The organism is Methylobacterium sp. BTF04 (assembly GCF_010692745.1).
Lineage (GTDB): Bacteria > Pseudomonadota > Alphaproteobacteria > Rhizobiales > Beijerinckiaceae > Methylobacterium.
Window position 1 is genome coordinate 57,220 of sequence record NZ_JAAHTB010000019.1, and the last position, 12,735, is coordinate 69,954.

Consider the following 12,735-nt stretch of genomic DNA (forward strand, 5'->3'; position numbering starts at 1 on the left):
GCGAGACGGGAGCGATGGATACCGACGATTCCGGGGCGAGCACTGCTCCGTTGCGCAAGATCATCCACATCGACATGGACGCGTTCTACGCCTCCGTGGAGCAGCGCGACGACCCTGCCTTGCGCGGAAAACCCATTGCGGTGGGTGGCTCGCGCGAGCGCGGGGTGGTGGCGGCGGCGAGCTACGAAGCGCGGCCCTTCGGCGTGCGCTCGGCGATGCCCTCCGTCACCGCGCGGCGGCTGTGCCCGGATCTCATCTTCGTGCGTCCGCGTTTCGACGTCTACCGGGCGATCTCGGAGCAGATCCGGGCGGTCTTCGCCGAGCACACGGCGCTGATCGAGCCGGTGGCTTTCGACGAGGCCTATCTCGACGTCACCCAAAACCTCCAGGGCCTGCCCACCGCCACCGAGGTCGCCCGTGCGATCCGCGCCGCCATCCTGGAGCGGACCAGCCTCGTCGCCTCGGCCGGCGTCTCGTACAACAAGTTCCTGGCCAAGGTGGCGTCCGACTTCCGCAAGCCCGACGCGCTGTTCGTGATCACGCCCGAGATGGGGCCCCGCTTCGTCGCGGACCTGCCCATCGGCCGCTTCCACGGGGTCGGTCCGGTCACCGAGGCACGCATGAAGTCGCTCGGCATCGCCACCGGCCGCGATCTGCGCGCGCTGAGCCGAGAGACCCTCACGGCGCAGTTCGGTTCCTCGGCGCAGTATTATTACGGGGTGGCGCGCGGCATCGACGAACGCCCGGTGCGGGCCAACCGCATCCGCAAGTCCATCGGCGCCGAATCGACGTTTTCGGACGATGCCTCGGACTACGCCGTACTCGCCGAACGGCTGGAGCCGATCCTCGACAAGGTCTGGACTGCCTGCACCAGCAAGGATGTCCGCGCCCGGAGCGTGACCCTCAAGGTGAAGTTCGCCGATTTCGAGCAGATCACCCGGGCCCGTTCGGTTCCGGGTTTCGTCGCGGACCGGGAGACCCTGGAGCGGGTCAGCCTAGCGCTGCTGCGCGATGTGTTTCCGCTCCGGCGCAGCGTGCGCCTGCTGGGTGTCTCGCTGTCGGCGTTGCAGCACGGGCCGGCCGAGGCGCCGCAGCAACTCGGCCTCGGCCTGTGACGGGCAGGTGGATCTACAGCAGCGTACCCTTCAGGATCAGCATCGCCACCGAGAAGTAGATCACCAATCCGGTGACATCGACGAGGGTCGCCACGAACGGGGCCGAGGCGGTGGCCGGATCGAAGCCGAGGCGCTGGAGCAGGAACGGCAGCATCGAGCCAGTGAGCGAGCCGAAGGTGACGATGCCGACCAGGGCGGCACCCACCGTCGCCGCCACCAGAGGCCAGTGCACCCCGTAATCGTACAATCCGGTCTTCTGCCAGACCACAATGCGGACGATGCCGATCACCCCGAGGATGCCGCCGAGTACGAGGCCGGTGGGCATCTCGCGAAGCGCCACGCGCCACCAGTCGCGCAGGCGGATTTCGCGCAATGCGAGCGCCCGGATGATCAGAGAGGTCGCCTGGCTGCCCGAATTGCCGCCCGAGCTCATGATGAGCGGGATGAACAGCGTTAGTACGATGGCCTTCTCGAGCTCGCCCTCGAAGCCCTGCATGGCGGTGGCGGTCATCATCTCGCCGAGGAACAAGGCACAGAGCCAACCGGCTCGCTTCCGGATCATCGTGAAGAAGCCGATATCCATGTAGGGCTCGGGCAAAGCCTCCATGCCGCCGAAGCGCTGCACGTCCTGCGTCTGCTTCTCGACCATGGCGTCGATCATGTCGTCGACGGTGACGATGCCGATGACGTGGCCGACCGCATCGATCACCGGCAGCGCCAGGAGGTCGTATTTCGAGATCAGGCGGGCGGCTTCCTCGCGGCTCGCGGTGGGCGAGACCGCGAGCGGGCGACGGCCCGGCGCCACGCTCAGCACGTTGTCGTCCGGGTTGCCGGAGATCAGGCGGCGTAGCGGAACCGCCTTCGTCAGGGCGCGGGTGCGCGGATCGAGCACGAAGATCGAGTAGATCGTCTCGCGGGTCTTCTCGACGTGGCGGACATGGTCGAGGGTCTGCTGAATCGTGAAGGTGCCCGGCACTGTGACGAATTCGGTGGTCATCAGCGAGCCGACGCTCTCCTCGCCGTAGACGCTCAAGCGATCGACGGCACCGCGTGTCTCGGCATCGAGCCGTGCGCGCAGATCGGAGCGGCCCGGTTCCTCGATCTCGCGAAAGATGTCGGTGATCCGGTCCGCCGACATCCCCGACAGGTAGGAGGCGACGCGGTCGCGCGGCAGCATTTCGATGATGTCGGCGGCGCAGTCGAGCTCGGGCTGATCCAGCACCTCCACGGCGCGGTCGTGCGGCAGGCCGAGCAGGATGGCGGCGGCGACCTCGGGCGCCTCCTCGTTCAGGGCCTCGACGATATCGGGTGCACGTTCATCGGCGAGGCGCGCGGCCAGTGCGGACGGATTGACGTTGGCCGGAAACGGAGCGGTCTCGCTCATGGGCACACCTCACTCTGGGCAATGCGGCCGTGGGCGACCGATCGCGGCGAGGCCGCGCAAGCCCTGGTGAGCGTCAGGCGGTCGAAGCGAGGGCGGCCGCGCACGGCATGGAAGGTCGGTCGGGACTGTCGCTGGGCATCGGATTCGTTGGAGAGGGGGCCATGGGCGCATCGCGCGGAACACCGGCAGGCGGCGCGTGAGTGCGCTTCGGTCCGGAAGGCGTCAAGCGGGAAACCGAGTGCTCAACCATTTTGTCGAGGATGCGTGCAGCCCCGCCGCTACCGAGCGCGCCGTCCCCAGGATGCAATCGAAGCCGGTGGCCGCGCAAAGTTGGGGATACGGCACCATATCTCTGAAATTCCAGCGAATTCCTGCGAGGATCGCCGTGGAGAGACCGTTCTGGTGCCCACAATCGCGTTTCTTATGAGAAATATAAGTGTAGGGTCCGCTTGAATTGCGCCCAATGTAATGGCACATAGAGGGTGTTGAACACGCAAGGAGTTACGCCATGAAGTGGTCCGCCCCCATCGTCCAGGAAATCTGCGTCGGTATGGAAGTCACCAGCTACGAGTCGGCTGAGATCGACACCTTCAACTGAGCGCACCGGCCCTTCAGGGCTTCAGGTTCGCATTATCCCAACCAACCAGGAGAGACGTCATGAAGTGGTCTGCCCCCATCGTTCAAGAAATCTGCGTCGGCATGGAAGTCACCAGCTACGAGTCGGCTGAGATCGACACCTTCAACTAAGAAGGCCGTCTGGTCCGAGAGGGGCGTCATCCGAAGGGATGGCGCCCCTTTTCGTTTGAGCGCTGGGTCCGGTCGGTGCCGGTCGCGCGCCGAGGACGAAATCGCATCACTGACATCCCAACAGCGAAAGGCCGGACGGCATGCTCTGCCGTCCGGCCTTTCGCTGTGCGGCGTGTGCCGGGATCTACAGGCGATAGCGGATCTGATCGGTCCAGAAGCGCTCGAGGCGGTTAAGCGCCACGTTGAGCCGGCCGAAATCGTCGTCCGAGATGCCGCCGATCGGCTGGATGGTGCGGGCGTGCTTGTCGTAGAGGCTCTCGATGATGTCGTGGATCTGACGGCCCTTGTCGGTGAGGCTGATTCGCACCGAGCGGCGATCGGTCTTCGAGCGGGCGTGGTGGAGGTATCCGGCCTCGACGAGCTTCTTGACGTTGTAGGAGACGTTCGAGCCGAGATAGTAGCCCTTGGTGCGCAGCTCGCTCGCGGTCAGCTCCTTGTCGCCGATGTTGTAGAGCAGCAGCGCCTGGACGCTGTTGACGTCCTCGCGCTCGCGGCGCTCGAACTCGTCCTTGATCACGTCGAGGAGGCGGCGGTGCAGGCGCTCCACGAGATGCAGTGCCTCGAGGTACGAGCCGTGTGCGGTGCCGGTATCGGCCGAAGTATTGGTCTCGATAACCTTAGCTGCCTGGGACTTCATCGCGCGCCTCGTCAGGTTTGTTCGTTTCGGAGCCGGTGTTCTTCGCCACCGCTTATGAAGCCAACCTACGAGTCACGGATGAAAGACGGTTTAAGCGATACGATGAATTTGCGATTTACCTCTGTCGGTAAATACAAGATGAAGCGATTATCGTAAGGTCTCGTTCACCGAATTTCGCGGGCAGCCAGGAAGGACAGCACGAAGTACAGCGCCACGATGCTTGCCTGTACACCGAGATAAGGCGCGGACATCGGCAGCAGATGCGGGGTGAGAACCGCAAGTGTCAGGGCGCTGGTGGCGGCCAGAAGCCAGACGACGCCGCCCCACGCACTGGTGAGCCACAGGCCCACCGCCGCCATGGCGTCGATCACCGCGAAGTAGACGATCACCGTCTGGCGGCCGATGGGCTCGACCTCGAACGGCCGGGCGCCGGGCATCACGTCGAGGATCGAGGCCCAGGTCGCCACCGCCTTGCCGAGCCACAGCAAGGCGGTGAGGCGCATGAACCAGATCAGCACCACGTCCCAGCCGGTCTGCGTCGCCTGCGGCGAGCGCTCGATCCGGTCGCCGCCGGCCTCGTTCATGCGGCCGCGTGCGTCGCGCAGGCCGCCGACCTTGGTCAGTCCCCTCACGTGCATCCTTCCCTGTTCAGGTGAAACCGGGCTCGAAGCCGTCGAGCGGCGCGAAGGCCGCCTGGACCGCCGCCGGCGAGACGTCCTCCAGGCGCGGCGGCTGCCAGGCCGGAGCGCCGTCCTTGTCGATCAGCATGGCGCGTACGCCCTCGAAGAAGTCATGACCCTGCATCGCCCGGATCGCGAGGCGGAACTCGGTGAGAATCGCCTGCGGAAGGGTCAGGTCCGGCCCGCGCCGCATCTGCTCGTGGGCGATGGACAGACTGGTGGGTGAGCGGCTGCGCATCGAGGCCGCTGCATCTGCGGCGAAGGCGGAGCCGGCGGCAGCGGCCGCATCGAGGCGCGCCAGCACGTCGGCGACACTCTCGCCGGCAAAGGCCCGATCGATGACGGCGCGCTCCTCGACCAGCACGCCCGGCGCCGGCTCGGGCGCTGCGTGAGCGCCGAGGATCGTGTCGATCGCCCCTCCCCCGGCCAGAGCCGCGACGAGGGCGTCGAAATCGGTGGCCGCCGCGTAATGCGTCGCCAGTCCGACGGCGAGTGCATCGCCAGGCCCGATCCGCGCACCGGTGAGCGCGAGGTAAGTCCCGGTCCGGCCGGGAAGGCGCGGCAGCGCATAGGTCATGCCGACATCGGGAAACAGGCCGATCCCGACCTCGGGCATCGCCAGACCGTAGGAGGCGCAGGCGACCCGGTGGCTGCCGTGCACCGAGAGTCCGACGCCGCCGCCCATTACGATCCCCTCGATCAGGGAGACGTAGGGCTTCGCGTAGCGTCCGATCAGGGCGATGAGGCTGTATTCCGCGCGCCAGAAGTCGCGCACTTCGGCATCCTTGCCGGCGCGGTCGAGCATGTAGATCGTGCGGACATCGCCGCCAGCGCAGAATGCGCGCCCACTTGCGCCGCGCACCACCACCCGGGTGACGTCGTCGTCCTGCGCCCAGGCTTCGAGTTGCGTGTGCAGCACGGCGATCATGACCGGCGTCAGGGCGTTGAGCGCGCGCGGCCGGTTCAGCGTCACGAGGCCCGCCGCCCCGCGCTGCTCGAACAGGATGTCCGCTTCGTCCGCCTCCGCCATCACTCGACTCTCTCCCGGGAGCGCTGCTTAGACGAAGTTTCGGCGGCCCTCGTCAATCTCCGCCGCATCGGCCACCCTGCGGCGCAACTGCGGCTTCCTGTTGGTTTTGCGGATGTGTTACGCCGCTTGCCGTCCTCGAAGCCGGGGTGAGCCCCGATCACAGAGTCCGAGATCATGTCCGACGAGATTCCGACTCCGCGCCCGTTGGCCGTCGCGACCGCCAAGGCGAGCAGCGAGCCCGGCTCTCTCGGCCTCACTCAGCGTCCGCGCCGCAACCGCAAGTCCGAATGGTCGCGCCGCCTGGTGCGCGAGCATACGCTCACGGTCGACGACCTGATCTGGCCGCTCTTCGTCATCGAGGGCAGCGGCCGGCGCGAGCCGATCGCATCGATGCCCGGCGTCGAGCGGCTCAGCGTCGACGAGATCGTGCGCGAGGCCGAACGGGCGGCCCGCCTCGGTATCCCGGCGATCTCGTTCTTTCCCTACACCGAGCCGTCCTTGCGCGATCCCACCGGCTCCGAATCGCTCAATCGCGACAATCTCGTGTGCCGGGCGGTGCGGGCGGTGAAGAAAGCGGTGCCCGAACTCGGCCTGATGACCGACGTGGCGCTCGACCCCTATACCAGCCACGGCCATGACGGCTTGCTGGAGGACGGCGCGATCCTCAACGACGAAACCGTGGCTTTGCTCGTCGAACAGAGCCTGATCCAGGCGGAAGCCGGCGCCGACATCATCGCGCCCTCCGACATGATGGACGGGCGGGTCGGCGCGATCCGGATCGGTCTCGACAAGGCCGGCTTTCGCGATGTCCAGATCATGGCCTATGCGGCCAAATACGCGTCCGCGTTCTATGGCCCGTTCCGCGATGCGATCGGCACCCAGGCGGCTCTGGTCGGCGACAAGCGCACCTACCAGATGGACCCCGGCAACTCGGACGAAGCGCTGCGCGAGGTCGCCCTCGATCTGGCCGAGGGCGCCGATTCGGTGATGGTGAAGCCCGGCCTGCCGTATCTCGACATCATCCGCCGGGTGAAGGAAACGTTCGGCGTACCGACCTTCGCCTACCAGGTGTCCGGCGAATACGCGATGATCGAGGCCGCCGCCCGCAATGGCTGGCTCGACGGAGATCGGGCCATGGTCGAAAGCCTTCTGGCCTTCAAGCGCGCCGGCGCCGACGGGGTGCTGACCTACTACGCCCCCCGTGTCGCCGAACGGCTGCGCAGCGGCGCGTGAGGCGGGCCGCCTTCGCGCTCGGGCTGCTCCCGCTCCTCGGTCTGGCCGCCTGCGAGAGTTCGGTGGACCAGCAGCGCGCCACGATCTGTCGGCGCCTAGTGCCGGCGCTCGCGCCCGCAGACAGTACCGTCAGGATCCTGCGGATCGGCGCCCTGCGGGCGAGCGACGATCTCCAGGTCGACTACGCCGTCATCGGCGGCGGCTCCCGGTCGGCGCGCCAGCGCCGGGTCGTGTGCGGATTCGGGCCCGGGGCTGAGCTTCTCGGCGTCTCCACCGAGCAGGGTCCGATGAACGGCGCGGCCCTCTACCTCTTGAAGCGCTACTATCTCGATACGCCGGAGGCGGCGGCCGACGACCCTGTCACCGCCGCTCATTGACGGACCGTCGTCCGGCGTCACGTCCGGGCGATCTTGAGACTCGACGGCAGCACTCCCACCTCATGACAATCCCCAGCCGCCCCGCCCGAGGAGCGCCGTCATGCTCGAAACGCCCCCAGGTTACGCAGACCGCCTCCAGAGCGGCTACGCCGCGCCGATGCCGCTCCCCATGGTACGGGCCAGCCTCGGTGCCCGCTTCGTCGCCTATCTCCTCGATATCCTGTTCATCTTCGGCTTCACCGCTGTGCTCACCCTGGCGATCACCCTGATCGGGATCGTGACCTTCGGGCTCGGCTGGACCTTGTTCGCGATCCTGCCGGCGAGCGGAATTCTCTACAGCGCCCTCACGGTGGGCGGCTCGGCCCAGAGCACCTGGGGCATGCGGATGATGGGCCTGCGCGTCGTCACCCCCGGCAGCGGAACACGGGTCGATTTCATCACCGCAGGCGTGCACGCGTTGCTGTTCTACGTGGCAGTCACGACCTTCCTGCTCTGGGCGGTTGACATCCTGTTCGGCCTCCTGCGCTCGGATCGACGCCTTGGGCACGATCTTCTCCTGGGGCTCGCGATCGTGCGGGTCGGGTGACGACAATATTGTCGCGTGACGCGAGGCGGGGGTGTTGAGCCGGCCTCGGTTGCGGATACACTCAAGACGTGGGGCGGGTTGCGCCTCACGCCGCCGCGAGCCACACCCCACGTGACGAGCCATCCGCGCGACACCCCTCAATTCTATCTGACGGCCCCCTCCCCGTGCCCGTATCTGGCGGGGCAGGAAGAGCGGAAGGTGTTCACGCATCTCGTCGGGCGGCGCGCCCGCGACCTCAACGAGATCCTGACGCAAGGCGGATTTCGCCGCTCCCAGACCATCGCCTACCGGCCGGCCTGCGAGACCTGTCGCGCCTGCATCTCGGTGCGGGTGGTGGTCGCTGATTTCGTGCCCTCGGGTAGCCAGCGCCGTATCCTCCAGCGCAATGCCGACCTCGTCGGCAATCCCGAGCCGAACCGGCCGGCTTCGGAGCAATACGCGCTGTTCCGGCGCTACCTCGATGCCCGTCACGGCGATGGCGGCATGGTCGACATGACCGTGCTCGACTATGCGATGATGATCGAGGACAGCCATGTCGACACCCACCTGGTGGCGTATCGCCGGCGCGGACCCGACACCGCGATCAACGGCCGTGGCATCGGGCCGACGGTGGCCCTGTGCCTGACCGATGTGCTCTCCGACGGCTTGTCGATGGTCTATTCGTTCTACGAGCCGAACGAGGCGCACCGCTCGCTCGGCACCTTCATGATCCTCGATCACATCCGCCGCGCCGTCGAGCTCGGCCTGCCCTATCTCTATCTCGGCTACTGGGTCCAGGGCTCGCGCAAGATGGATTACAAGGCGCGCTTCAAGCCGCAGGAGCGGTTGATGGGGCCGGGCTGGCAGCGGGTGGAGTAACAAAAACGGCCGGTCCTTCGACCGGCCGTTTCTGGGTTTCGGACTCGTCCGACGAGAGCGTCAGAACCGCGCGATGATCTGCGCCCGGATGGTGCGCGGCGCGCCCGGCGTGATGTTCTGGTTGTTGTCGGCGGTATAAATGTAGCGCCGATCGAACAGGTTCTCGATGTTGACCTGCGCCCGCACCGACTCGTTGAAGGTGTAGAACAGGCCCAGGTCGACGCGGGTGTAGCTCGGCAGGCGCACGGTATCGTCGGAGGTGGCGTAGGTGTGCGACTGCTGAATGACGCCGATTCCGATGCCGAATTCCTGGGTCACGTCGAACTTGTTCCACAGCGAGAAGCTGTTGAACGGCACGAGACCAACCGTGTTGCCCTTGACGATGGTCGCCGAGACGGCGCTGTCGATGCGGGCATCGGTGAAGGCGTAGCCGCCGGCCACCTGCCACCAATCGGTGACGTAGCCGTTGGCTCCGATCTCGAAACCCTGCGTGTTGGTCTTGCCCGACAGGATGAAGAAGCCGGCATTATTGGGGTCGGGTAGGCGCTGGTTGGTGCGATCGAGGTTGTACAGGGCACCGGTGAGCTGGATGCGCGGCGTGACGTCGTATTTCACGCCGACTTCGAGGTTCTGGAACTTCTCCGGCGCCGCGATCACCAGGCCCGGCGTGAAGGCACCGATCTGGTCGCCCGAGCTCGGCAGGTAGGACACGCTATAGCTGCCGTAGAAGGCGAGGTTCTGCAGCGGCTTGATGACGAGGCCGGCGCGCGGCGAGACGAGATCGTCGGTCTGCGCGGTGGTCACGTTGGTGGTGCGGCTCTGCGACGAGAAGTCGAAATGGTCGAAGCGCAGGCCTCCGACGACTTGGACGTAATCGTTGAGTTCGATCTGGTCCTGAAGGTAGACGGCGGCGAGCCCCAGATCGTAGCGGCTGTTCGCGTCGGTGGTGCCGTTGTTGCGGAACGTCGCCGGCACGCGGGTGAGCGGCGACATCGGGTTCACGACGACGCTGGTGGCGACGTTGTTGAAGAACGCCGTCTGCCGGAAGACGAGACCGTCCTGATAGCCGAGCTCGAAGCCGCCGAGCAGGGTGTGCTTCACAGAGCCGGTGAGGAACTTGTAGGTGAAGTCGTTCTGGCTGAAGTAATTGGTTCGGTCGGTCTCGTTGCGGTAGCCGGTGATCGAGAGCTGAGTGCCGGCATTGTTGACCGGAGCGCCCGGTAGGGTGTTGCTGTAATAGCGGTTGTAATCGGCAAAGCGCAGTTGGCTGTGCATCTGCACGCCGTTGTCGAAGGCGTGGTCGAGGATCGCGGTGGCGATGTTGGCGTCGACCTTGGTGACGTTGAGGTCGGGGTTGCCGAAGAACGTCCGGATGTTGTTCCGATAGTTGTAGGCACGGCCGAACTGCGAGGGGATGCCACGGTCGGGGAAACGATCGTCGTGGAAGTACTCGTAGGACAGCTTCAGGGTGGTCTGCGGATCGATGAGGAAGGTCATCGTCGGGTTGACGCCGTAGCGGCGCAGATCACCAAACTGCCGGTAGGTCTCGCTGTCTTCGAACACGCCGTTCAGGCGGAAGAAGACGTTCTCGTTGACGCGGTCGCCGACATCCACGGCGACGCGCTTCTGGTTGAACTGACCGAAGCCGGCCACGATTTCGCGCACGCGCAGACCGTCCGCCTCCTTGAGGACGCGATTGATCACGCCGCCGCCGCCGCCGCGACCGAAGATCAGTGAATCGGGACCCTTGAGCACCTCGATCCGCTCGATGTTGTAGAGGTCGCGGTAATACTGCACGTCGTCGCGCACGCCGTTGACGAAGAAGTCGGCGTTCGACTTCTGGCCGCGGATGACGACTTCGTCACGGTTGTTCTCGCCCTGAGCCGGGATCACGCCCGGCACATAGCGCAGCTGTTCCGTGAGGTTCTGGAAGTTCTGGTCGCGGATCTGCTGACGGCCGATGATGGTGATCGATTGCGGCGTGTCGATGAGTGGGGTGTCGGTCTTCGTCGCGCTGCGCGTGGCGCGCGTCAGGTAGCCGACGGTGTTGCCGTTCAGCCCTTCGACGCTGAGCTGATCGAGGGTTACGGCATCGACCGCATTCAGCCGGGGAGGAACGATGCCTTGCGCCCGCGCCGCAGCCGTGAGGGCCGTGCTACAGACTAAGGCTGCAAGGATCCGTGACTTAGCATTAACAAACATCGTCGGTGGCCGCCCGCTATTCGCTCGTATTTCTATGGTCTTGCACCTCTACTTTTTCAGTCTGAGGCGATCTGATCGCTCTAACGGGATGCGTGGTGCGGACAAGCAGGCGGGCGGCCCAATTCCCGCGTTTCTTTTAAATTGCTTCTAAGAACGATTGGAAGTTTGCGTTCAAGGCGCTTGATACGTTTAGAAATTTTGTTTCGAAACGTAAGCTTGGACCTATTCTAGATTGTGTTGCTCTTGGCTCCCGTGTTGCTTTTATGGGACGGTCCGACGCGGGAGAGACCGCTCAGAGGGGCGCCGCCACCGCGACGCGGATCAGCCCCGGTGCGCCGCGTGCGAGATAGGGGCGCCAGGATCCGTCTGCGCCTGGGCTGCCCAGAATCAGCACTGCGTTGAGCGGTCCGCATGCGCGTGCTAGGCGCGGCGCATATCCCCTGCGTGAGACTTGAGGCGTCCGATGATCCCCCGTTACAGCCGCCCTGCGATGACGGCGATCTGGTCGCCCGAGACCCGCTTCAAGATCTGGTTCGAGATCGAGGCCCATGCCACGACGGCGTTGGCCGAGATCGGCGTTGTGCCCAAGGCGGCCGCCGACACGATCTGGGAGAAGGGCCGGGACGCGGTGTTCGATGTGGCCCGCATCGACGCCATCGAGGCGGTGACCAAGCACGACGTCATCGCCTTCCTGACGCATCTGGCCGAGATCGTCGGGCCGGAGGCGCGCTTCGTCCACCAGGGTATGACCTCGTCGGACGTGCTCGACACCTGCTTCAACGTGCAGCTCGTGCGCGCCGCAGACCTGCTCATCGCCGATGTCGACGCGCTCCTTGCCGCGATCAAGCGCCGGGCGTTCGAGCACAAGATGACGCCGACCATCGGCCGCTCGCACGGCATCCATGCCGAGCCGGTGACCTTCGGCCTCAAGCTCGCCCAGGCCTATGCGGAGTTCGAGCGCGCCCGCGCCCGTCTCGTCGCCGCGCGGGAGGAGATCTCCACCTGCGCGATCTCGGGCGCGGTCGGCACCTTCGCCAACATCGATCCGCGCGTTGAAGAATACGTCGCCAAGGCGATGGGGCTGACCCCCGAGCCGGTCTCCACGCAGGTGATCCCGCGCGATCGCCATGCGATGTTCTTCGCGACGTTGGGCGTGGTGGCCTCCTCCGTGGAGCGCCTCTCCATCGAGGTGAGGCACCTCCAGCGCACCGAAGTGCTCGAGGCCGAAGAGTTCTTCTCGGAGGGGCAGAAGGGCTCCTCCGCGATGCCGCACAAGCGCAACCCGGTGCTCACCGAGAACCTGACGGGCCTCGCCCGCATGGTGCGCTCCTACGCCCTGCCCGCGATGGAGAACGTCGCCCTCTGGCACGAGCGCGACATCTCGCATTCCTCCGTGGAGCGCATGATCGGGCCTGACGCCACGATCACCCTCGATTTCGCCCTGGTGCGCCTCACCGGCGTCATCGACAAGCTGCTGATCTATCCCGAGACGATGCAGCGCAACCTCGACAAGCTCGGTGGCCTCGTCCACTCGCAGCGCGTCCTGCTGGCTCTGACCCAAGCCGGCGCCTCGCGCGAGGATGCCTACCGCCTCGTCCAGCGCAACGCGATGCCGGTCTGGCGTGGCGAGGGCGACTTCCTCACCCTTCTCAAGGCCGATGCCGACGTGACGGCCGCGCTGACCCCGGAACAGATCGAGGAGTGTTTCGATCTCGGCTACCACTTCAAGCACGTCGATACGATCTTTTCGCGGGTCTTCGGAGCAGCCTGACCGGCCTGCACGAATCCTGCGTCGAACCACGCGTCCCCCCGGCGAGAAGAGGTCA

13 protein-coding genes are annotated in these 12,735 nt (G+C 65.8%); 8 read left to right on the forward strand and 5 right to left on the reverse strand.

Going from position 1 to position 12,735, the window contains the following annotated elements:
- Positions 1 to 14 precede the first annotated feature (14 nt).
- Positions 15 to 1,115 (forward strand): DNA polymerase IV, encoded by a 1,101-nt coding sequence (gene dinB, locus G3T14_RS13350; protein WP_163643041.1) that lies wholly within the window; start codon positions 15 to 17, stop codon positions 1,113 to 1,115.
- Positions 1,116 to 1,128: 13 nt separating this feature from the next.
- On the opposite strand, the gene mgtE is transcribed toward dinB, so the two are convergent.
- Positions 1,129 to 2,499: a magnesium transporter gene (gene mgtE, locus G3T14_RS13355; protein ID WP_163643042.1), complete on the reverse strand. Its 1,371-nt coding sequence runs from the start codon at positions 2,497 to 2,499 to the stop codon at positions 1,129 to 1,131.
- Between the two features lie 508 nt (positions 2,500 to 3,007).
- Between mgtE and pqqA (G3T14_RS13360) the strand changes: the two genes are divergently transcribed.
- Positions 3,008 to 3,097 carry a pyrroloquinoline quinone precursor peptide PqqA gene (pqqA, locus tag G3T14_RS13360; RefSeq protein WP_056092902.1) on the forward strand — a complete coding sequence of 30 codons (90 nt, stop codon included), beginning with the start codon at positions 3,008 to 3,010 and terminating at the stop codon, positions 3,095 to 3,097.
- A 59-nt stretch (positions 3,098 to 3,156) separates the two neighbouring features.
- Entirely contained in the window at positions 3,157 to 3,246 is a 90-nt protein-coding gene (gene pqqA / locus G3T14_RS13365) for a pyrroloquinoline quinone precursor peptide PqqA (protein ID WP_056092902.1), read from the forward strand.
- A gap of 184 nt (positions 3,247 to 3,430) precedes the next feature.
- Here pqqA (G3T14_RS13365) and G3T14_RS13370 read toward each other — a convergent pair whose 3' ends face one another.
- The 3 genes from G3T14_RS13370 to G3T14_RS13380 form a co-directional block, all read right to left on the reverse strand.
- A complete protein-coding gene (locus G3T14_RS13370) occupies positions 3,431 to 3,943 on the reverse strand; it encodes a winged helix DNA-binding protein (RefSeq protein WP_163643043.1) in 513 nt (170 codons plus the stop codon).
- A 164-nt stretch (positions 3,944 to 4,107) separates the two neighbouring features.
- A complete protein-coding gene (locus G3T14_RS13375) occupies positions 4,108 to 4,575 on the reverse strand; it encodes a DUF6163 family protein (protein WP_163643044.1) in 468 nt (155 codons plus the stop codon).
- A gap of 16 nt (positions 4,576 to 4,591) precedes the next feature.
- Complete coding sequence (locus G3T14_RS13380) at positions 4,592 to 5,653, reverse strand: enoyl-CoA hydratase/isomerase family protein (RefSeq protein WP_163643045.1); 1,062 nt, start codon at positions 5,651 to 5,653, stop codon at positions 4,592 to 4,594.
- Positions 5,654 to 5,827: 174 nt separating this feature from the next.
- Between G3T14_RS13380 and hemB the strand changes: the two genes are divergently transcribed.
- The 4 genes from hemB (at position 5,828) to G3T14_RS13400 (ending at position 8,707) form a co-directional block, all read left to right on the forward strand.
- The gene (gene hemB / locus G3T14_RS13385) at positions 5,828 to 6,886 is read left to right on the forward strand and encodes a porphobilinogen synthase (RefSeq protein ID WP_163643046.1); all 1,059 of its coding nucleotides are present in this window, start codon (positions 5,828 to 5,830) and stop codon (positions 6,884 to 6,886) included.
- A complete protein-coding gene (locus G3T14_RS13390; protein WP_163643047.1) occupies positions 6,883 to 7,263 on the forward strand; it encodes a hypothetical protein in 381 nt (126 codons plus the stop codon). The genes hemB and G3T14_RS13390 overlap by 4 nt, the downstream gene beginning before the upstream one ends.
- Before the next feature lie 100 nt (positions 7,264 to 7,363).
- Positions 7,364 to 7,849: an RDD family protein gene (locus tag G3T14_RS13395; protein ID WP_163643048.1), complete on the forward strand. Its 486-nt coding sequence runs from the start codon at positions 7,364 to 7,366 to the stop codon at positions 7,847 to 7,849.
- 111 nt (positions 7,850 to 7,960) lie between these two features.
- Positions 7,961 to 8,707, forward strand: coding sequence for an arginyltransferase (locus G3T14_RS13400; protein ID WP_163643049.1), 747 nt, complete (start codon positions 7,961 to 7,963; stop codon positions 8,705 to 8,707).
- A 60-nt stretch (positions 8,708 to 8,767) separates the two neighbouring features.
- Here G3T14_RS13400 and G3T14_RS13405 read toward each other — a convergent pair whose 3' ends face one another.
- Positions 8,768 to 10,909, reverse strand: a complete 2,142-nt coding sequence (locus G3T14_RS13405; protein ID WP_163643050.1) for a TonB-dependent siderophore receptor — start codon at positions 10,907 to 10,909, stop codon at positions 8,768 to 8,770.
- A gap of 463 nt (positions 10,910 to 11,372) precedes the next feature.
- Between G3T14_RS13405 and purB the strand changes: the two genes are divergently transcribed.
- A complete protein-coding gene (purB, locus tag G3T14_RS13410) occupies positions 11,373 to 12,680 on the forward strand; it encodes an adenylosuccinate lyase (protein WP_163643051.1) in 1,308 nt (435 codons plus the stop codon).
- Positions 12,681 to 12,735: the final 55 nt, after the last annotated feature.